18 protein-coding genes and 1 tRNA gene are annotated in these 20,697 nt (G+C 71.5%); 5 read left to right on the top strand and 14 right to left on the bottom strand.

The window, feature by feature from the left end:
* Window positions 1-48 precede the first annotated feature (48 nt).
* From QM720_RS01250 to QM720_RS01290, 9 genes are all read right to left on the bottom strand, one after another.
* On the bottom strand, window positions 49-1,548 hold the full coding sequence (locus QM720_RS01250; RefSeq protein WP_415127763.1) for an alpha/beta hydrolase: 1,500 nt from the start codon (window positions 1,546-1,548) through the stop codon (window positions 49-51).
* A gap of 71 nt (window positions 1,549-1,619) precedes the next feature.
* Window positions 1,620-2,780: a DNA polymerase III subunit delta' gene (locus QM720_RS01255; protein ID WP_415124308.1), complete on the bottom strand. Its 1,161-nt coding sequence runs from the start codon at window positions 2,778-2,780 to the stop codon at window positions 1,620-1,622.
* Window positions 2,781-2,972: 192 nt separating this feature from the next.
* Window positions 2,973-3,611 (bottom strand): dTMP kinase, encoded by a 639-nt coding sequence (gene tmk / locus QM720_RS01260; RefSeq protein ID WP_415124310.1) that lies wholly within the window; start codon window positions 3,609-3,611, stop codon window positions 2,973-2,975.
* Window positions 3,611-6,325: a type I DNA topoisomerase gene (topA, locus tag QM720_RS01265; RefSeq protein ID WP_415124312.1), complete on the bottom strand. Its 2,715-nt coding sequence runs from the start codon at window positions 6,323-6,325 to the stop codon at window positions 3,611-3,613. Before topA ends, tmk begins: the two co-directional genes overlap by 1 nt.
* A 74-nt stretch (window positions 6,326-6,399) precedes the next feature.
* A complete protein-coding gene (locus QM720_RS01270; protein WP_415124314.1) occupies window positions 6,400-6,714 on the bottom strand; it encodes a helicase in 315 nt (104 codons plus the stop codon).
* A complete protein-coding gene (locus QM720_RS01275) occupies window positions 6,714-7,043 on the bottom strand; it encodes a TadE/TadG family type IV pilus assembly protein (RefSeq protein ID WP_415124316.1) in 330 nt (109 codons plus the stop codon). The genes QM720_RS01270 and QM720_RS01275 overlap by 1 nt, the downstream gene beginning before the upstream one ends.
* 13 nt (window positions 7,044-7,056) lie before the next feature.
* Complete coding sequence (locus QM720_RS01280; RefSeq protein ID WP_415127765.1) at window positions 7,057-7,257, bottom strand: DUF4244 domain-containing protein; 201 nt, start codon at window positions 7,255-7,257, stop codon at window positions 7,057-7,059.
* A 121-nt stretch (window positions 7,258-7,378) separates the two neighbouring features.
* Entirely contained in the window at window positions 7,379-8,260 is an 882-nt protein-coding gene (locus tag QM720_RS01285; RefSeq protein WP_415124318.1) for a pilus assembly protein TadB, read from the bottom strand.
* Window positions 8,257-9,276: a TadA family conjugal transfer-associated ATPase gene (locus QM720_RS01290; protein WP_415124320.1), complete on the bottom strand. Its 1,020-nt coding sequence runs from the start codon at window positions 9,274-9,276 to the stop codon at window positions 8,257-8,259. Before QM720_RS01290 ends, QM720_RS01285 begins: the two co-directional genes overlap by 4 nt.
* Before the next feature lie 1,246 nt (window positions 9,277-10,522).
* On the opposite strand from QM720_RS01290, the gene acs reads away from it, so the two are divergent.
* Window positions 10,523-12,490 (top strand): acetate--CoA ligase, encoded by a 1,968-nt coding sequence (acs, locus tag QM720_RS01295; RefSeq protein WP_415124322.1) that lies wholly within the window; start codon window positions 10,523-10,525, stop codon window positions 12,488-12,490.
* Window positions 12,491-12,503: 13 nt separating this feature from the next.
* Here acs and QM720_RS01300 read toward each other — a convergent pair whose 3' ends face one another.
* Together QM720_RS01300 and QM720_RS01305 are read right to left on the bottom strand one after the other, a co-directional pair.
* Window positions 12,504-12,971 carry a RidA family protein gene (locus QM720_RS01300; protein WP_415124324.1) on the bottom strand — a complete coding sequence of 156 codons (468 nt, stop codon included), beginning with the start codon at window positions 12,969-12,971 and terminating at the stop codon, window positions 12,504-12,506.
* Complete coding sequence (locus QM720_RS01305; RefSeq protein ID WP_415124326.1) at window positions 12,968-13,192, bottom strand: hypothetical protein; 225 nt, start codon at window positions 13,190-13,192, stop codon at window positions 12,968-12,970. Before QM720_RS01305 ends, QM720_RS01300 begins: the two co-directional genes overlap by 4 nt.
* A gap of 87 nt (window positions 13,193-13,279) precedes the next feature.
* On the opposite strand from QM720_RS01305, the gene QM720_RS01310 reads away from it, so the two are divergent.
* The 4 genes from QM720_RS01310 to QM720_RS01325 all read left to right on the top strand — a co-directional run bounded on the left by QM720_RS01310 (window position 13,280) and on the right by QM720_RS01325 (window position 17,741).
* Window positions 13,280-15,850, top strand: coding sequence for a transglycosylase domain-containing protein (locus QM720_RS01310; protein WP_415124328.1), 2,571 nt, complete (start codon window positions 13,280-13,282; stop codon window positions 15,848-15,850).
* A complete protein-coding gene (locus QM720_RS01315) occupies window positions 15,838-16,815 on the top strand; it encodes a metallophosphoesterase (RefSeq protein WP_415124330.1) in 978 nt (325 codons plus the stop codon). The genes QM720_RS01310 and QM720_RS01315 overlap by 13 nt, the downstream gene beginning before the upstream one ends.
* A gap of 17 nt (window positions 16,816-16,832) precedes the next feature.
* Window positions 16,833-16,909, top strand: a tRNA-Pro gene (locus tag QM720_RS01320).
* Window positions 16,910-16,976: 67 nt separating this feature from the next.
* Window positions 16,977-17,741, top strand: a complete 765-nt coding sequence (locus QM720_RS01325; protein WP_415124332.1) for an HAD-IIB family hydrolase — start codon at window positions 16,977-16,979, stop codon at window positions 17,739-17,741.
* A gap of 239 nt (window positions 17,742-17,980) precedes the next feature.
* On the opposite strand, the gene QM720_RS01330 is transcribed toward QM720_RS01325, so the two are convergent.
* The 3 genes from QM720_RS01330 to QM720_RS01340 are packed head-to-tail and all read right to left on the bottom strand — an operon-like array spanning window position 17,981 to window position 20,679.
* The gene (locus QM720_RS01330; protein WP_415124334.1) at window positions 17,981-19,285 is read right to left on the bottom strand and encodes an alpha-hydroxy-acid oxidizing protein; all 1,305 of its coding nucleotides are present in this window, start codon (window positions 19,283-19,285) and stop codon (window positions 17,981-17,983) included.
* A 17-nt stretch (window positions 19,286-19,302) separates the two neighbouring features.
* Window positions 19,303-20,025 (bottom strand): FadR/GntR family transcriptional regulator, encoded by a 723-nt coding sequence (locus QM720_RS01335; protein WP_415124336.1) that lies wholly within the window; start codon window positions 20,023-20,025, stop codon window positions 19,303-19,305.
* 51 nt (window positions 20,026-20,076) lie between these two features.
* Window positions 20,077-20,679 (bottom strand): thymidine kinase, encoded by a 603-nt coding sequence (locus QM720_RS01340; RefSeq protein ID WP_415124338.1) that lies wholly within the window; start codon window positions 20,677-20,679, stop codon window positions 20,077-20,079.
* Window positions 20,680-20,697: the final 18 nt, after the last annotated feature.

Genomic DNA, 20,697 nt, shown 5'->3' on the forward strand with positions numbered 1-20,697 from the left:
TCAACGATCTTACAGGGTCGACACCCCCCGCCGCGAACCGGCGACGGCCTACGAGCAGACGAGGCCGTCCTCCGGGACGGTGCCCTGCACGAGGTAGGCCTCGACCGCGTCGTCGACGCAGCTGTTGCCCTTGTTGTAGCCCGTGTGCCCCTCGCCCTCGCGGGTGACGAGCACGCCGGAGGACAGCTGCTCCGCGAGCGACACCGACCACGCGTACGGCGTCGCCGGGTCGTTGGTCGTGCCGACCACGACGATCGGCGCGGCCCCGTCGGCGGTGATCCGCTCACGCACGCCGGTGGGCGGATACGGCCAGGTGGTGCAGACGTCGACGCCCTGCCAGTACGGCGCGATCGTCGGGGCCTTCTCGGCCACGAGGGCGTCGGCGGCATCCTGATCGGCCTGGTTCGTGTCGACCGGGTAGTCCATGCAGTTGTAGGCGTTGAACGCCTCCGTGGAGTTGTCGAGATACGCACCGTTCTCGCGGCCCCAGTAGAAGTCGGCGAGGATGAACCCCCACTCCGGGTCGCCCGCGAGCGCTTCGCTCAGCGCCCGCGTGAGGTACGTCCAGTTCTCCTGCGAGTAGAGGGCCGCGATGATGCCGGTCATCAGCGAATCGGCACCCAGCATCCGCCCGTCCGAGGCGCGCAACGGCGCCGCATCGACGCTGGCCAGCAGGGTGCCGAGGTCCTTCATGGCGCTGTCGACCGTGCCCGAGAACGGGCAGTCGCTGCCGCCGAGGCAGTCGGCCATGTAGGCGCGCAGCGCCGATTCGAACCCGAGCGCCTGCGTCGTGCCGACCTCGAGCGCGGGGATCGACGGGTCGATCGCGCCGTCGAGCACCAGCCGGCCGACGCGCTCCGGGAACAGCTTCGCGTACGTCGCGCCGAGGAAGGTGCCGTACGAGTAGCCGAGGTAGTTGAGCTTCGCGTCGCCGAGCACACCGCGCAGCAGATCCATGTCGCGGGCCGCGTTGTCGGTCGTGACGTACGGGAGGATGCCGTCGCTGTTCGCCTCGCACGCGTCGACGAACTTCTCGTTGCGCGCCGTCAGCTCAGCCTCCCATCCGGCGCTGCCGCGCGGGTCGGCGGGGATGTCGAACAGGTACGCGTCCATCGCCTTCGCATCGAGGCATTTCACGGCGGTGGAGCGCCCCACCCCGCGCGGGTCGAACCCGATCACGTCGTACGCGTCGGACAGCGCCGTGCCCACGGCGTACGACGCCGACTCGGCGATGATGTCGTAGCCGCTGGCGCCGGGACCGCCCGGGTTGGTCAGCAGCGATCCGATCGCGTCGCCGCCCGATGCCGCACGCCGGATGACGGCGAGCTCGATCGTGCCGGCGTCGGGGTCGCTCCAGTCCAGCGGGGCGGTGACCTCGGTGCAGTCGTAGTCGCCGGGATCGGTGCCGGTGCACGCACTCCAGTCGAGCGTCTGGCTGTAGAACTCCTCGAACCCGGCCGGAACGCCGTCGAGGACGGGTTCGCGGCTCGGCGCGGGGGTCGCGGACGACGCGGCCGGGATCATGGCGTACAGACAGCCGGACAGCATCGCGGTGACGACGGCGAGGCCGGCGACGACGGCGAAGACGCGGCGGACGCGACGAGGGTAAGGGGTGCTGTTCACAGGATCCTCCCGCTCGCGACGGTCACGAGCATGCTCTCCAGGGCCAGGGCGGGGGCGGCGTTGCCCTCGAGGTTGGTGCGGGTCGTGGCGATCGCGTCGATCACCGTCAGGGTGCGCGGCGCCTCCCAGGCGGCGGCGAGAGCCGACAGCTCGGCCCCGAGCTCGCGGTTGATGAGTTCGCCCGTGCGGCCGAACTGCAGCATGAGCACATCGCGGAACATCGACTCCAGATCGGTGAGCACCCGGTCGATGCCGTCGCGCAGGCTCCGCGTCGCGCGGCGCTTCTGATCGTCTTCGAGGGCGCTGAGCTGGCTGCGCACGGCCGGCGGCACCGCCGCGCCGGGAGCGATGCCGAGCGTGCGCAGCAGCGCTTCGCGCTCGGCCTCGTCGCGTTCGGCGGTGAGCGCCTTCGCGTCGTCGGTGGCCAGCTGCACGATGCGGGCCGCGGTCTCGACGGCGCCGCCGACCCCGCGCACGGCGAGGACGGCGCGCAGCGTCTCGTCGCGGCGCTGCCGCGCGGCTTCGTCGGTCGCGAGGCGCACCGCCATGCCGATGTGGCGCTGCGACAGGCGCGCCGCCTGCTCGGCCGTGGCCTCGTCGACGCCGGTGCGGGTGACGATCAGCCGGGCCACGTCGTCGACGTCGGGCTCGCGCAGGCGCAGCGTGCGCACGCGCGAGCGGATCGTCGGCAGCAGATCGGCCTCGCTCGGCGCGCACAGGATCCACACGGTGCGCTCGGGCGGCTCTTCCAGCGCCTTCAGCAGCACATTGCTCGTGCGCTCGACCATGCGGTCGGCATCCTCCATCACCATCACCCGGTATCGCCCCAGCGACGGCGAGAAGTACGAGCGCTCGACGAGCGCCCGCGCGTCTTTGATGGAGATGATGACGCCCTCGGTGCGCAGCGCCGTGAGATCGGGATGCGTGCCCGCGCGCACCTGCCGCATGGCGGCCTCGTCGCCGGGCTCGGCGATGAGCGCCGCCGCGAAGGCGTACGCCAGCGTCGACCGCCCCGAACCGGCGGGGCCCGTGATGAGCCACGCATGCGCGAGCTGGGCCGGGTCGGATGCCGCCGCCTGCAGTTGCCGCAGCGCCTCGTCCTGGCCCCACACCTCGCCCCACGGCAACGCGTGCGGCGGCACGGTCGCGGCGGTCATGCTCCCCAGCCTACGACGTGGCGCCGACACCCCCGTGCGGAGGCTGCGGACAGAGCGGGCGTATCCCCGTCGCGCTGCCGAATCCTGCACGCGCTGCTGATATTTCGACAGCGCGTGCCGATTTCGACAGCGCGAGGAGGCGGACCGGGCCGGGCGCCCGGCGAGGGAGCGCGGCGACCGAGACGAAACGTCTCAGCCGAGGAGGGCGGCGACGCGGGCGCGGACGGCGGCGGCGATCTCGCCCGCGGGACGGGATGCGTCGAGCACGAGGAACCGGTCCGGCTCCGCGGCCGCCAGTTGCAGGAACGCGGCACGTACCCGCTCGTGGAACTCCGCCTTCTCGGCCTCGAGCCGGTCGAACGGCTTGTCGTCCGCGTCGAGCCGTGCCCGCGCGGCGGCGGGCTCGAGGTCGAGGAGGACGGTGACATCCGGCAGCGCGCCCTCCGTGGCCCACAGCGACAGGTCACGGATCTGATCGGCATCCAGCACCCGGCCCGCCCCCTGGTAGGCGACCGACGAGTCGAGATAGCGGTCCTGGACGACGACCTCCCCGCGCGCGAGCGCCGGACGCACGAGCGTCGCGAGGTGCTGCGCGCGGTCGGCCGCGTACAGCAGAGCCTCCGCGCGCGGGGCGACCTCGCCGCGGTGATGCAGGACGATGTCGCGGATGAGCCGCCCCACCTCGGTGCCGCCGGGCTCGCGCGTGCGCACGACGGTGCGGCCCCGTTCGCGCAGCCACTGCTCGAGCAGGGTCGCCTGCGTCGTCTTGCCCGAGCCGTCGCCGCCCTCGAAGGTGATCCAGACCCCCGGCTCGGGGACGGGGGCGGCCATCACTTCTTCTTCGCGGCCGGCTTGCGCGCCGGCGCCCGCCGGGTCGTGCGCGTGGGAGCGGAGCCCTTCGCGCGCTTGTCGGCGAGCATCTGCACGGCGATATCGAACGTGATGTCGTCGGCGGTCTGCCCGCGCGGGATCGTCACGTTCGTCGTGCCGTCGGTGACGTAGGCTCCGAAACGGCCGTCTTTGATGCGGATCGGCTTGCCGCTGACCGGGTCGGCCTCGAACTCCTTCAGCGACGACGCCGCGCGGTTCGCGTACTTCGGCTGGGAGTAGATCTCCAGCGCCTGCTCGAGCGTGATGTCGAAGATCTGCTTCTCGCTGCCGATCGACCGCGAGTCGGTGCCCTTTTTGAGGTAGGGACCGTACGGACCGTTCTGCGCCGTGATCGGCACCTCGGTCTCGGGGTCGACGCCCACGACGCGCGGCAGCGCGAACAGCTTCAGCGCGGTGTCGAGGTCGATCGTGTCGGGCGACATGCTCTTGAACAGCGACGCGCGGCGGGGCTTGGGCGCCTCGACCTTCTTCGCCGCGCGCTTCTTCGGCGCCGGCGCGCCCTCGGTGGGCGCCCCGGCCTCGGCGACCGGCTCGGGCGGCAGCGCCTCTTCGAGGTACGGCCCGAAGCGGCCGTCTTTCACGACGATATCGCGGCCGTTCTCGGGGTTCTGACCGAGGATGCGGGCACCGCCGACGGGCGCGTCGATCAGCTCCCGTGCCTTCTCGGGCGTGAGCTCGTCGGGCGCGAGGTCGCTCGGCACGTTGACGATGCGCGTCGCCCCCTCCTCGCCCGGGACTTCGAGATACGGCCCGTAGCGGCCGAACCGCAGCACCGCGACGTCGCCGATCGGGGTCGAGTTGATCTCGCGCGCGTCGATGTCGCCGAGATTGTCGACGATGTTGCGCAGCCCCACGTGACTGTCGGACCCGAAATAGAAGTCGTTCAGCCACGCCACCCGCTGCTGCTCGCCGCGGGCGATGGCGTCGAGGTCGTCTTCGAGCGCGGCGGTGAAGTCGTAGTCGACGAGGTCGGCGAAGTGCTGCTCCAGCAGCCGCACGACGCTGAACGCGAGCCAGCTCGGCACGAGCGCCTGGCCGCGCTTGCTGACGTATTCGCGGTTGATGATGACGTCGATGATCGACGCGAACGTCGAGGGCCGGCCGATGCCCTTCTCCTCCAGCGCCTTCACGAGCGACGCCTCGGTGTAGCGCGGCTTGGGGCTCGTGGCGTGGCCCTTGGGCTCCACGTCGCGCAGGCTCACGACCTCGCCGACCGTCAGCTGCGGCAGCGACTGGTCGTCGGCCTTGTCGGCATCGCTGCGCTTCTCGTCGCGCCCCTCCTCGTACGCCTCGAGGAAGCCTTTGAAGGTGTAGACGGTTCCGGATGCCGTGAATGCGGCGGTGTGGCCGCCGGCATCCGCCTCCAGGGTCACCGTCGTCGTCTCGTACTTCGCGTCGGACATCTGCGACGCGACGGTGCGCGTCCAGATGAGGTCGTACAGCCGCAGCTCGTCGCGGTCGAGCGCGGATGCCACCGACGACGGCGTGCGGAACGCGTCGCCCGACGGGCGGATCGCCTCGTGCGCCTCCTGCGCGTTCTTGGCGTTGTTGCGGTAGCTGCGCGGGTTCGCCGGCACCGCGCGGTCACCGTAGAGGGCGACCGCCTGCGCCCGCGCGGCGGCGACGGCCTGCGTCGACAGCGCCGTCGAGTCGGTGCGCATATAGGTGATGTAGCCCTTTTCGTACAGCCGCTGCGCGACGCCCATGGCGTGCTTGGCGCTCATCGAGAGCTTGCGTCCGGCCTCCTGCTGCATCGTCGACGTCGTGAAAGGCGGCTTGGGGCTGCGGGTGCCGGGCTTGGCCTCGATCGCGGTGACCGACGCCTGGCCGCGCTGCTCGATCGCGGCGGCCAGTTCGCGCGCCCGGTCCTCGGTGAGGACGACGACGGCCTTGCGCAGCTGACCGGCGTCGTCGAAGTCGGTGCCGCGCGCGAGCGGTGCGCCGTCGAGACGCGCCAGACGCGTGTCGAACGACCCCGCCGCCTGTCCCCGGGCTGCCTGTCCAACGGCGGCCGCGACGGCCTCGACGTCCCAGTACGACGCCGACACGAACGCCATGCGCTCGCGCTCACGATCGACCACCAGACGCGTCGCGGCCGACTGCACCCGACCGGCCGACGTGCCCTGGCCCACCTTGCGGCGGGTGACGTCGGAGACGTCCCAGCCGTAGAGACGATCGAGGATGCGGCGGGTCTCCTGCGCGTCGACGAGCGCGAGGTCGAGCTCGCGGGTGTTGTCGACGGCGGCGCGGATGGCATCCTTCGTGATCTCGTGGAACACCATGCGCCGCACCGGAACCTTCGGCTTGAGCGCCTCGAGCAGGTGCCAGGCGATGGCCTCGCCCTCGCGGTCTTCATCCGTGGCCAGGAGCAGTTCGTCGGCGCCCCGCAGGGCGCGCTTGAGCTCGGCGACGGTCTTCTTGCCGCGCTCGCTCTCCACATAGAGAGGAGTGAACCCGTTCTCGATGTCGATCGAGTACTTGCCGACCGAGGTCTTCTTCAACTCGGCCGGGATGTCCTTCTTCTCGGCGAGATCACGGATGTGACCGACCGAACTGAGAACCTCGTACCCGTCGCCCAGGTATCCCTGGATCGACTTCATCTTCGTCGGAGACTCGACGATGACGAGCTTCTTGCCCTGCGTGCCCTGTGCCACTGGCATCCTTCCTTCGATGCACACCATACACACCGCCTCATACAGAGAAAGCTGAAAGCCGCGGGATCGTGGCGCTACGGCGGTCCGGCGCGGGCGCGGGCATGGGCGACGAGCGCTCCGGAACCGATCCGCACCGCGACCGTCGCGACGGCGCCGTCGACGTCGCACGTCGTGATCTCCGCCCCGACGGATGCCGCCACCTCTGCCGCGCGATCGCACGGGATGCCCGGCACCGCGCCCGTGGCCGCGTCGGCGGCGGCGAGGGCTGCGGCATCGGCGGCCCCGGCCGCGCGGGCCGACAGGATGGCCGCGGCCCCCGACGCCCCGCAGCCCACGGCGACTGCGGCCGCCACCGCGAGGGCGCCGGCGGCGAGCGCGACCGCGGCCATCAGCGGCCTCCGGCGAGCGCGCACGACCGCGCCCGCAACGCGGGCAGCGGCGGCGCGGCGGCCGAGGCCTCGACGCAGACGAGGTCGCCCGCGGCCGTGACCGCCTCGACGCGCCCGCCCGCGATGGCGTCGACGACGACGACGAGCCGGTCGTCGCCCTCGCCGCGAGCGGCCAGGCGCGCCGCCTGGGCGACGGCGTGCTCCAGCCGGACCTGGCGCCCCGCGGCCACAAGCGTGCCGGCCGTCAGGACGATCACGAGGATGACGGCGGGCACCACGACGGCGAACTCGGCCGTGGCCGTGCCGGCGTCGTCGCCCCGGCGGATCATGTCGGGCGTCCCGTCACGCGACGGTCAGCGCGCGGCGGACCAGATCGGTGAGGATGCCGCGCACCTCGTCGCTGCGCATGATCAGGACGAGCAGGCCCGCGAAGGCCACCGCCGCCATCGTGGCGACGGCGTATTCGGCGGTGGCGGAGCCGGTGTCGTCGTCGAAGAGTGCGGCGGCGCGGCGACGGGTCAGTCGCGGCAGCCGGGCGTGCAGATTCCCCGGGTCGTGCGGATTCACGGCGCCGTGCGGGGAGGGAAGATGCGGGTCGGACATGAGGTGCTCCTTTGGGATGGATGGCGCTGCGCGAGACAGGGCCGGTGGGTGTTCGGCACAATCAGGTGATCAGGGAGGCGGAGCCGGCGAGCACCGAGAGCAGCACCGGCCCGACGCCGAGCATCAGGAAGGCGGGCAGCGTGCACAGGCCCATCGGCACCAGCAACCGCGCGCCCAGTCGCGCCGCGTGCAGTCGGCCGTCGGCACGCGCGACCCGGCGCGCTTCGGCCGCCGACGCACGCAGGAGATCGGCGGCCGGGGCTCCGGCACGTGCAGACAGGTCGAGCACGGCGGCGGTGTCGGTCTCGAGCGGGCCGCCCCCGGCCGCGCCGACGACGGCGAGCGCCCGCTCGATCGACACACCGCCCGACAGGGCGATCGCGACGACGTCGGCTTGTACGCCGGCGAGGCGCCCGTCGGGCTGTGCGCGGGCGACGAGCCGGGCGGTCCAGTGTCGCGCGACGAGCATCAGGGTGAGCCCGGCCGCCACCAGTGCGATGCCGACGGGCTGCGTCACCACCGCGACGACGTCGAAGCCGAGCATCAGGCTCAGCCCGATGGCGACCAGCGGCAGCCACGCGATCAGCCGCGCCGTCGCGGCGGGGTCGGCGAGCGCCACCGCGATGTCGTCGCGGGTCGCCTGCGCCTCACGCAATGCCTCGGCGAAGCCGCGCAGGCTCGCCGCGAGCGGAGCGCCGACGGCCTCGGCGACGCGCCAGGCCGTCGCCACGTCGCACCAGGCGCCGCCGCGCGCGGCGAGCACCTCTCCCGCCCCTCGCGTCGGATCCGCGGCGACCTCCACGGCGACCGCGTCCCCCGACTCGGCGAGCAGCCGCCATGCGCGCGGCGGGGCGATGCCCGCCTCCAGCAGCACGGCCAGCCGCTGCACCGTCGCTGCGGCATCCGTGGCATCCGTGGCATCCGTGGCATCGGTCGCCCTCATGGCAGCGCCTCCATCGCGAGCCGCCCGTCGTGGAGCGTCGGCCGCGCGAACCCGGTGACGCGACGGATGCCGTCGGCCCCGCGTTCGACGTGGACGACGGCGCCGATGGCACTGACGACCTGGCGTGCGACGGCGTGATCGTCGAGGCCCGCGAGCGCGCCGAGCGCCTCGAGCCGGGCCGGGAGGTCGCGGATGCTGCCGACGTGCACGGTGCCCGCTCCCCCGTCGTGGCCGGTGTTGAGCGCCGTCAGCAGCTCGCGCACCTCCTCGCCGCGGCATTCGCCGACGACGAGTCGATCGGGACGCATCCGCAGTGCTTCGCGCACGAGCCGCGCGAGCGACACCGCCCCGGCGCCCTCGAGATTGGGCTGACGCGCCTCGAGGCGCACGTGGTGCGGGTGGCGGATGCGCAGCTCGGCGACGTCTTCGATCGTGACGATGCGCTCGTGCGGGCCGACCCGGGCGAGCAGCGCCGAGAGCAGTGTCGTCTTGCCGGCGCCGGTCGCGCCGGACACGAGCAGGTTCGCGCGGGCGGCGACGAGCCCGTCGAGGCGGGCGAGCGTGGGCGCATCGCACATCCCGCGACGGGCGAGCTCGTCGAGGTCGGGCAGGTCGCGGGGCGGCAGGCGGATCGAGATGGCGGGGCCCGAGCAGGCGACCGGCGGCAGCACCGCGTGCACGCGCGCGCCGTGCTCCCAGCGCACGTCGACGAGGGGCGCGGCATCGTCGAGGTGTCGCCCGCCGATGCCGATCAGCGCGACGGCGAGCGCCCGCAGCTCGTCGGCCCCGGCGCGCCAACCCGGCACGGGTTCCATGCCCCGCCCGCGATCGACGAACATCCCGTCGGCGCCGTTGATGACCACATCCGTGACCTGCGGATCGCTCAGCACCGACCGCAGCGGCTCGAGTGCGGGATGATCCGGCAGCCGGCGCGGTGCCGCGTCGACGGATGCCGCGGCATCGCGGCGCACGGCTTCCACGTGGCGGCGGGGGTGGACGACGAACGGCTGAGACATGCCACGACGCTAGAGCGCGGCGGCGGCGCGTGGCGGCCGAAAGTGCCGATCCGTGGACAGATCGCGAAATTGCCCACCTGTGCAGGAGGAAATGACGACAGGCTCATCCCGGGAGATGAGCCCAGTTTCCGCCAACAACGCGCCGCGCGCGGGATGCCGGCGCACCACAGAGTTGGCAGCATCCGGGCCCATCCCACCGCTTCGGCCCGAATTGCGCCAACAACGCGCCAGAGCGCACGGCAGAGTTGGCAGCATCCGGGGTCATCCCGCGAGATAAGCCCAACTTGCGCCAACAACGCGCTGCGCGCGGGATACCGACGCCCGGGAGACCGGCGCGGGATGCCGGCGCACCACAGAGTTGGCAGCATCCGGGCCCATCCCACCGTTTCGGCCCGAATTGCGCCAACAACGCGCGAGAGCGCACGACAGAGTTGGCGGTATCCGGGGTCATCCCGGGAAATGAGCCCGGATTGCGCCAACTACGCGCTGCGCGCGGGATACCGACGCCCGGGAGACCGGCGCGGGATGCCGGGGCACGAGAGAGTTGGCAGCATCCGGGGTCACCCCGGGAGATGAGCCCGAATTGCGCCAACAACGCGCCAGAGCACACGACAGAGTTGGCAGCATCCGGGGTCATCCCGGGAGATAAGCCCAACTTGCGCCAACAACGCGCCACGCACGGGATGCCGGCGCCCGGGAGACCGGCGTGGGATGCCGGGGCACGACAGAGTTGGCAGCATCCGGGGTCAACCCACCGTTTCGGCCCGAATTGCGCCAACAACGCGCCAGAGCGCACGACGGAGTTGGCGGTATCCGGGGTCATCCCGGGAAATGAGCCCGGATTGCGCCAACTACGCGCTGCGCGCGGGATGCCGGCAACAACGCGGCGGCCCCGGAACGCTCCCACCAGCCCGGAGCGCTCCCACCAGCCCGAAGCGCCCCCATCAGGGAGAGGGCGGCATCCCACTTTGGGGAGAAATGGGATGCCGCCCCACGGGGCCCCGCAGTCGGGGGTGGCCGGGGCACCGTGACGCCAGAATCTGAGTTCGGCGCGACCGAGCCTACGTGCCAGGCGATCCGCAATCCAGGCATTCTCGCGTGTCGCCAGCGATATATCGGGGCGGCGGCCGGCCGGCCCCGCACCACCCACTTTCGGAGGTGGCGCGACGGCGCGCGGCGCACTAGATTTCCTGAATCGTCGGGGATTCCCCGTCTCTCCCCGCGAGGGGCTCGCAAAGGAGCGCGCATGAGCAGCCAGATCGACCACCTGCTGAACGAGAACCGCCGGTTCGCCCCGTCGCCCGAGTTCGCGGCGAATGCCGTCGCGACCGCCGAGCTGTACGCGCAGGCCGACGCCGACCGCGACGGATTCTGGGCCGAGCAGGCGCGCGCGCTGCACTGGCACACGCCGTTCACGCAGGTGCTCGACTGGTCGAACCCACCGTTCGCGCAGTGGTTCGCCGACGGCGAGCTCAACGTCGCCTACAACTGCCTCGACCGTCATGTCGAGGCGGGCCTCGGCGATCGCGTCGCCCTGCTGTGGGAGGGCGAGCCGGCCGGCGACGAGCGTCGCGTCACCTATGGCGAGCTGACCGACGAGGTCAAGCGCGTCGCGAACGTGCTGGAAGGGCTCGGCGTCGCCCACGGCGACCGCGTCGCCATCTACATGCCGATGATCCCCGAGGCCATCGCCGCGATGCTCGCCTGCGCCCGCATCGGCGCGATCCATTCCGTCGTGTTCGGCGGGTTCTCGGCGGACAGCCTGCGCGCGCGCATCGACGACGCCGGCGCGAAGGTCGTCATCACCGCCGACGGCGGCTACCGCAAGGGCAAGGTCTCGCCGCTCAAGCCCGCCGTCGACCAGGCGCTCGGCGACCGCGGCGCCGGCCCGCAGGAGACCGTGGAGCACGTGCTCGTCGTGCGGCGCGGCGGCAACGAGGTGTCGTGGCGCGAGGGCCGCGATCTGTGGTGGCACGACGTCGTGCCCGCGGCATCCGCAGAGCACGTGGCCCCACCGTTCCCGGCCGAGAACCCGCTGTTCATCCTGTACACGTCGGGCACGACCGGAAAGCCCAAGGGCATTCTGCACACCTCGGGCGGATACCTCACGCAGGCTGCGTTCACGAACAAGGTCGTGCACGACATCCACCCGGCATCCGACGTGTTCTGGTGCACGGCCGACATCGGCTGGGTGACCGGCCACTCGTATGTCACGTACGGTCCCCTCGCCAACGGCGCGACCCAGGTGCTCTACGAGGGCACGCCCGACACGCCGCACCCCGGCCGCTGGTGGGAGATCGTGCAGAAGTACGGCGTGACCGTGCTGTACACGGCGCCGACGGCGATCCGATCCTTCATGAAGCTCGGGCGCAGCATCCCGAAGCAGTTCGACCTGTCGTCGCTGCGGCTGCTCGGCTCGGTCGGCGAGCCCATCAACCCCGAGGCATGGATGTGGTACCGCAAGATCATCGGCGGCAAGACCGCACCGATCGTCGACACCTGGTGGCAGACCGAGACCGGCGCGATCATGGTGTCGGCGCTGCCCGGCGTCACCGAGACCAAGCCCGGGTCGGCCCAGGTGCCGCTGCCGGGCATCTCGGTCGACGTCGTCGACGAGGACGGCACGCACGTCGGCAACGGCAACGGCGGGCTGCTCGTCATCACGAAGCCGTGGCCGAGCATGCTGCGCGGCATCTGGGGCGACCCGGAGCGGTTCGTGGAGACGTACTGGGAGAAGTTCCAGAAGCAGGGCTTCTACTTCGCCGGCGACGGCGCCCGCCTCGACGACGACGGCGACGTGTGGTTCCTCGGTCGCGTCGACGACGTCATGAACGTGTCGGGCCACCGGCTGTCGACCACCGAGATCGAGTCGGCGCTCGTCGGCAACGAGGCGGTCGCCGAGGCCGCCGTCGTGGGCGCGTCGGACGAGACGACCGGTCAGGCCGTCGTCGCGTTCGTCATCATCAAGGAGTCGTATCTCGCCGAGCACACCCCCGACGGCCTCGCGGCGCAGCTGCGCCGGTGGGTCGGCGAGCAGATCGGCCCGATCGCGCGCCCCCGCGACGTCTACATCGTGGGAGAGCTGCCCAAGACCCGCTCGGGCAAGATCATGCGGCGGCTGCTGCGCGACGTCGCCGAGGGCCGCGAGGTCGGCGACACGACGACCCTCGCCGACACCGCCGTCATGAGCGTCATCAGCGCGCAGGTGAAGTAGCCCGGGGCGGCGGTCACACGAAGCGGAAGACGACCTCGACCTCGACGGGGCTGTCGAGGGGCAGCACGGGCGCCCCGACGGCCGAGCGTGCGTGGCGCCCGGCCTCGCCGAACACCTCGCCGAGCAGCTCGCTCGCGCCGTTGACGACGCCGGGCTGCCCGGTGAACTCCGGCACCGAGGCGACGAAGCCCGTCACCTTGAGCACCCCGGCGAGGCGGTCGACGCCGCCCACCGCGGCGGCGGCCGCGGCGATCGCGTTGAGGGCGCACTGACGGGCATAGCCGTACGCGTCGGATGCCGGGACCAGCCCGGCGCCCTCGCCCACCTTGCCGGTGGCGGGCAGCGCGCCCGCGACCATCGGCAGCTGGCCGGCAGTGTAGACGAGGTCGCCGTGCACGACGGCAGGGACGTAGGCCGCCACCGGCGGCACGACCGCCGGCAGCGCGATGCCGAGCTCGCTCAGACGTGCCGAGACGCTCATGCCCGCCCCTCCTCGAACTGCTGCGCGGCGACCGCCGCCGCCCCGAGGCCCGCGTTCGCCGCCCCGCTCGCCCCGGCGGGGCGCTTGAAGTAGGCGACGAGCCCGCCCTCGGGCCCGGTCACCACCTGCACCAGCTCCCAGCCCTGCTTGCCCCAGTTGTTGAGGATCGCGGCCGTGTTGTGGATCAGGAGAGGGGTGGTGAGGTATTCCCACGTGGTCATCGGGACTCCGTTCGAGATGTGGTGCGCGCGGGGGCACACCAGGCGTTCTCAAGGGTTCGCCCAGGGTTCTCCCCTACGATCAACGATATGCCCCAGAACAAACGGACGGCCACCGGCGTGCTCGGCGGCCTCGCGGGATTGGTCGGCCTCAGCGCCATCGCCGGCATCCTCGTGACGGCGACCGTCACCCCCGCCATCGCCGTCTCCGGCTACGCGGCATCCAGCGCACTCGACTCGTTCGAGGCCATGCCCAGCTGGCTGCAGATCGATCCGCTCATGCTGCCGACCGAGCTGTACCGCAAGGACAGCTCCGGCAACGACATCCTGATGGCGGAGTTCTACGACCAGAACCGCATCCCGGTGACGTTCGACCAGGTGAACCCCGCCATGCTCGACGCGATCGTCTCCAGCGAGGACAAGAACTTCTTCACGCACGGCGGCGTCGACCTGCTCGGCACCGTCAAGGCGCTTCTGGACAACTCCTCCAGCGGCTCGAACCGCGGTGGCTCGTCGATCACGCAGCAGTACGTGAAGAACGTGCTGCAGCAGAACTGCGAGTCGAAGGCGAAGAGCCAGGACGAGGTCGAAGACTGCTACACGACGACGACCGTCTCGAAGGGCTCGGAGGGCTACCAGCGCAAGCTCCAGGAGATGCGGTACGCGATCCAGCTGGAGAAGGAGTACTCCAAGCAGGACATCCTGATCGGCTACCTCAACATCACGAACTTCGGCGGCACGGTCTACGGCATCGGCGCCGCCGCGGAGCGCTACTTCAGCGTGTCGGCGGCCGATCTCACGATCGCGCAGGCCGCGACGATCGCCGGCATGGTCAAAGAGCCCAACGCGCTGCGCATCGACCTGCCGGGCGGCACCTCGACCGACAAGGACGGCAATCCCGTCAACGGTGAGGCCGACGGCTACGCCAACACCCTCGAGCGCCGCAACTACGTGTTGGGGCGCATGTACGAGGACGGCAAGATCACGAAGGCCGAGTACGAAGAGGCCAAGGCGACGCCGATCGAGCCGCACATCTCCGAGCGCACGCAGGGCTGTCAGACCGCCACCGGCGCCGAATTCTTCTGCGAGTACGTCCGGTCGATCCTGCTCGACGACCCGGCGTTCGGCGAAGACGACGACGCGCGCCTGCTGAACCTGCGCCGCGGCGGCATGAAGATCTACACGACGCTGGATGCCGACCTGCAATGGGCGGCGAACAGCGCGATCTCGATCGTCCCCGCGCGCGTGGACTACATGAACCTCGGCTCCTCCGGCATCCAGGTCGAAGTCGGCACCGGGCGCATCCTGTCGATGGTGCAGAATCGCCCGTACTCCATCGAGGACTCCGACGTGAACGGCGCGACGACGCAGGTCAACTACAACGTGCGTGCCGCCAACGGGGGCGGCGGCGGCCATAGCGCCGGTTCGACGTACAAGGTGTTCAGCCTCATCAACTGGCTCGAGCAGGGCCACTCGGTCAACGAGTCGATCAACGGCCGCATCGGCACGAAGAAGGTCATCACCTGCGGCACCTCCACCGAGAGCGTGCGGCTCTCCAACGACGGCACCGGCGTCGGCAATTTCGAGAACAACGCCGGCTACACCGGCACGATCTACAACTTCACCCGCGACTCGCTCAACTCGGGCTTCATGGCGATGGCCGAGAAGATCTCGGTCTGCAGCACCAACCAGGTCGCGATGAAGCTCGGCGTCATGCGCGGTGACGGCACCGCGCTCGACCAGGACAACTATCCCTACAACGTGCTGGGCGACCAGGCCGTCGCACCCCTCGACATGGCCGAGGCGTACGCGTCGATCGCGGCCAACGGCATCCTGTGCCAGCCGAAGTCGATCGACAAGGCGCTCAATTCCGAGGGCGAGGACATCACGCCGACGACGACGTGCGAACGGGTCATGAGCGAGAGCGTCGCCTCGACCGCCGCGTACACGCTGCAGGGCGTCATGAGCGGCACCGCCAGCGGCGCCCGCATCGGCGACGGCGTGCCGGTGTTCGGCAAGACCGGCATCCACGAGTACTTCCACACCTGGATGGACGGCTCGTCGTCGAAGGTCACGACGGTGGTCTGGGTCGGCAACGTCGAGGGCCAGGCGCTGCTCAACGAGTACTACGAGAACGGGTGGGTGCTCTCGCGCATCCGCAACTCGATCTGGCCGGCGATGCAGGGGGCGGCCAACTCCAAGTACGGCGGCGACGCGTTCCCCGACCCGGATCCGGCTCTCACCAAGAGCGTCCTGACCGACCTGCCGTCGGTGATCGGGATGACGGTCGACCAGGCCAAGACGACGCTGGAGACGGCCGGGTTCAGCGTCACCGTCGGCGACGCCGTCGACGGCGTCGAGGCCGCCGGCACCGTCATCGCGCAGGATCCGAGCGCCGGCAAGGCCGCCGCGGGCACGACGGTCACGATCAGCCCGAGCAACGGCTCCGGCGTGACCGTGCCCGCCGTCAGCGGCAAGCCGAACCAGGCGGCGTCCACACTGCGCAACGCCGGCTTCAGCAGCGTCACCACGTCGTGTACGCAGTCGGACAGCGCCTCGGACGACGGCGACGTCACCGGGACCAGCCCCGCGGCGGGGACGGTCGTGAGTCGCACGACGCAGATCACGGTCAACTACCTCGCAAAGACGTGCCGCGGGTAGGCTCCGGCGGCCGCACCGCCGTCTGGGCGGCGGTCGCCGTGGGCGGGGTGGCCGCCGCGTGGGGGATCGGCATCGAACGGTACCTGTTCACGGTGCGCCGGCACGCGCTGGCGATCCTGCCGGCCGGGTCGCCGCCCGTGACGGTGCTGCACCTGTCCGATGCGCACATGGCGCCGTGGCAGCACCGCAAGCAGCACTGGATCGCGGCACTCGCCGAACGCGTGCAGCCCGACCTCGTCGTGAACACCGGCGACAACCTGGGGCACGCCGACGGGCTCGCCGGCATCCGCCGCGCCTTCGCGCCGCTGCGGGGTGTCGCCGGCGTGTTCGTGCACGGGTCGAACGACATCGTGGCGCCGTCGCCGCGCAATCCGCTGCTCTACTTCCGGGCGCCTTCCGAACGCGCGCACGCGGCGCCCCTGCTCGACACGGCGGCGATGAACGCCTACTTCGCCGACGAGCTCGGCTGGACCGACCTGAACAACACCGCCGCCGTCGTCGAGGCCGCCGGCATCCGGTTCGACGCCTTCGGGGTCAGCGACGCCCACCGCGACTGGGACGACCTCGATGCCCTTCCCGCGGCGATCGCGCGCATCCGCCGGCCGAGGCTGTTCCGCCGGACGGTTCCCGCCGCGCTCACGCTGGGCGTCACGCACGCGCCCTACCGACGCGTCCTCGATCGCTTCGTCGAGCTCGGTGCCGACGCGCTGCTGGCCGGGCACACGCACGGCGGGCAGGTGCGCATCCCGTTCTCGCCGTCGGCGCTCGTCGCCAACTGTGACATCCCGCTCGACCAGGCGCGGGGTCTCAGCACCTGGACGCACGACGGCCGCACGGTGCCGCTGAACGTGTCGGCGGGGCTCGGCCACTCGATCTACGCGCCCGTGCGCTTCGGCTGCCGCCCCGAGGCATCGGTCATCACCCTGCGCGCGGTCGATTCGTCGCGCGGCGGCCCGACGGGGTAGACTCGGAGGGTTGCCACCGGGGTGTGGCGCAGCTTGGTAGCGCGCGTCGTTCGGGACGACGAGGCCGCAGGTTCAAATCCTGTCACCCCGACCATGAAGGGCTCCGCCGGTCAATCACACCGGCGGAGCCCTTCGGCACACAGCCCCGGATTGGAGCCCGCATGCCCACGCCCCGCCTCGTCGCGTTCGACCTCGACGACACGCTCGCACCGTCGAAGAGCCCCATCGATCCGCGCATCGGCGCGCTGCTGCTCGATCTCGCCGCCCGTGTCGAGGTCGCGATCATCTCCGGCGGCCAGCTGCAGCAGTTCCAGACGCAGGTCGTCGACCGGCTGCCGGCGGCGGATGCCGCCACCCTCGACCGCCTGCACCTCATGCCCACGTGCGGCACCCAGTACTACCGCGTGCAGGACGGCGCGACCGTCACGGTGTACGCCCACTCCCTCACCGACGACGAGAAGCGGCGCGCGCTGGCCGCGGTCGAGGAGGAGGCCCGGCGCCTGGGCCTGTGGGAGCCGGAGCCGTGGGGCGAGATCCTGGAGGATCGCGGGTCGCAGATCACCTTCTCGGCGCTCGGGCAGTCCGCTCCCCTGGCCGCCAAGACGGCGTGGGATCCGACCGGGGCGAAGAAGAACGCGCTGCGCGACGCGGTCGCCGCCCGCCTCCCCGACCTCGAGGTGCGCTCCGGCGGATCGACGTCGGTCGACATCACCCACCGCGGCATCGACAAGGCGTACGGAATGCGGCGGCTCGCGGAGGTGACCGGCATCCCGCTCGACGACATGCTGTTCGTCGGCGACCGCCTCGACGAGCACGGCAACGACTACCCCGTGCTCGCCCTGGGCGTCGCCTGCCACGCGGTGGACGGCTGGGAGGACACCGCCGCCTACCTCGACGCCCTCATCCCCACTCTCCCCCCGCGCTGACCCCGCCTCTCTCCCCCGTCTCCCCGCTTCTCCCGGCCCCGTCTCCCCACTTCTCTCGGCGAGACTGCATCGGTGCACCGAGACTGCAGCTGGCAACCGCTGTCTCGGTGCACGGATGCTGTTTCGACGGCGGGCGGCGAGGCGGGGCGGGCGGCGGGGCGAAAGCCGGGGCGGGCGGGCGAGCGAGCGAGCGGCGGGACGAAAGCCGGGGCGAGCAGGCGGACGGCGGGGCGACGGGGCTACGCGTTCGCGCGGGGGCGGGGCGGGGCGGTACGGGGCGCGGCGGCCGCGACGGACGTGGCGGGCGCGACGGGCGCGACGGGCGTCAGCCGCGCGAGCTGGGTCACGTGCCGGGGCTCGAGCTCGGCGATGTTCGACACGCCCAACAGCTGCATCGTGCGCTCGATCTCGGTGCGCAGGATCGCGATCGTGCGGTCGACGCCGCGCCGGCCGCCGGCCATGAGCCCGTACAGGTACGCCCGCCCGATGAGGGTGAACTTCGCGCCGAGCGCCAGGGAGGCGACGACGTCGGCACCGTTCATGATCCCGGTGTCGACCATCACCGTCGCATCCCGGCCGACCTCGCGCACGACCTGCGGCAGCAGGCGGAACGGGATCGGGGCGCGATCGAGCTGGCGTCCGCCGTGGTTGGAGAGCACGATCCCGTCGACGCCGGCGTCGATCAGGCGCACGCTGTCGGCGACGTTCTGCACGCCCTTCACGACGATCTTCCCCGGCCACATGCCGCGGATGACGTCGAGGTCGTCGTAGCTGATCGTCGGATCCATCGCCGCGTTCAGCAGCTCGCCGACCGTGCCGCCGGTCGTCGACAGCGACGCGAACTCGAGCTTGGGCGTCGTGAGGAAGTCGTACCACCACCACGGCCGCGGAATCGCATTGACGATCGTGCCCAGGGTCAGCTGCGGCGGAATGGAGAAGCCGTTGCGCTTGTCGCGCAGGCGGGCGCCCGCGACCGGGGTGTCGACCGTGAACATCAGCGTGTCGAAGCCCGCCTCAGCGGCCCGCTGCACGAGCCCGTACGAGATCTCGCGCTCGCGCATGACGTACAGCTGGAACCAGTTGCGCCCGTACGGGTTCGCGGCGCGCACGTCTTCGATCGAGGTCGTGCCGAGGGTGGAGAGGGTGAACGGGATGCCGGCATCCCCCGCGGCCGACGCACCCGCGATCTCGCCCTCGGTCTGCATGAGGCGGGTGAACCCGGTCGGCGCGATGCCGAACGGCAGCGCCGACCGGCCGCCGAGGATCTCGACCGACGTGTCGACCCGCTCGGCGGGGCGCAGGATGTCGGGGTGGAACTCGATGTCCTCGAACGCCTGGCGGGCCCGCGCCAGCGACAGCTCGCCCTCGGCGGCGCCGTCGGTGTAGTCGAACGCGGCTTTCGGGGTGCGGCGCTTCGCGATGGTCCGCAGGTCGGCGATGGTCAGCGCGGCGTCCAGGCGCCGCTTCGTGCCGTCGAGTTCGGGCTTCTTGAACTGCATGAGCTCGAGCAGTTCGGGGATCTTCGGCAGTTGGCGCTGGACCATGTGTCTTCCGTTCTCGTTCAGATGCGTTCCGACGGGGCCCGCATGCCCGCGTCGGCGTAGTACCCGGTGATGTGCGCGCGCACGAGCGCCTGCGCGGCGGCGGCGTCGCCCGTCTCGATGGCGTGCAGCACGGCGGCGTGCTCGTGCCGCAGCCGGTCGGCGGTGGCCGCCCAGTCGGGCAGCCGCTGGGCTCCGGTGCGGATGTAGCCCTCGATCGCCGTCCGCAGCCCCGCCATCGTGGCCGCGACGACGGCGTTGCCGCTCGCCTCGGCGAGCCGCAGGTGGAACTGGGCGTCGAGGGCGAGGAAGTCGCCCGGGGCGAGGGCGCCGGCATCCATCGCGGCGAGGGCGGCGCGGGCGTCGGTGAGGTCGGCATCGCCCCGGGCGGCGAGGTGGGCGACGGCCCATTCCTCCAGCAGCAGGCGGGTCTCGTAGACGTCGGCGATCGGGAAGCCCTGGGCCGCCACCTGCAGGCGCAGCAGCTGCGCCAGCCCGCCTCGCGGGGTCGCCGTGACGATCGCGCCGGCGGTCGGGCCCGAGCCGGTCGCGGTGCGGATGAGGCCCATGACCTCCAGCACCCGCAGCGCTTCGCGCACGCTCGACCGCCCGACGCCGAGGTCCGCGGCGAGCTCCCGCTCGGGCGGCAGCCGGTCGCCCGGGCCGAGCGTGCCGTTCAGCAGATCGCCCTCGATCTTCTCCAGCACGACCCGCCAGGCGCGCGCGGGGGTGGTATCGGTCATCGGTGTCCTTGATGGATTGTGGTCAGACCACAGTAGCACCTTCGCGCGGATCTAGGACAGCCGTCCGCCGGAGGCGCGGAGGTAGCAGTCGGCGCACATCGACTCGTAGGTCACCCGCTCGTGCGACAGCTCGTCGATCGCGACCTGGTCGCCGTCGAACACGAACCGCCCGCCGACCAGGCGCGCGTTGAACAGCGCCTTGCTGCCGCAGCGGCAGATCGTCTTGAGCTCCTCCAGGCTGTGCGCGAGTTCGAGCAGCCGCGCCGACCCGGGGAAGGCGCGCGTCTGGAAGTCGGTGCGGATGCCGTAGGCCAGAACCGGGATGCCGTCGTCCACGACGATCCGCAGCAGGTCGTCGACCTGGTGCGGGGTGAGAAACTGCGACTCGTCGATCAGCAGGCACGCGACGTGCCCGGGCTCACGCGCAACGTGTTCGGCGACGAGCGCACGCACGTCGGCATCCGGCGTGATGAGGAAGTCGACCGTGCGCTCCACGCCGAGCCGGCTGGAGATGCGGTCGGCGCCCTTCGTGTCGACGGCGGGCTTGGCCAGCAGCACGCGCTGCCCGCGCTCCTCGTAGTTGAACGCCGCCTGCAGCAGCGCCGTCGACTTGCCCGAGTTCATCGCTCCGTAGCGGAAGTACAGTTTGGCCACCGACAGAGTCTACGGGTC

This window comes from Microbacterium sp. (assembly GCF_047602155.1).
Taxonomy (GTDB): domain Bacteria; phylum Actinomycetota; class Actinomycetes; order Actinomycetales; family Microbacteriaceae; genus Microbacterium.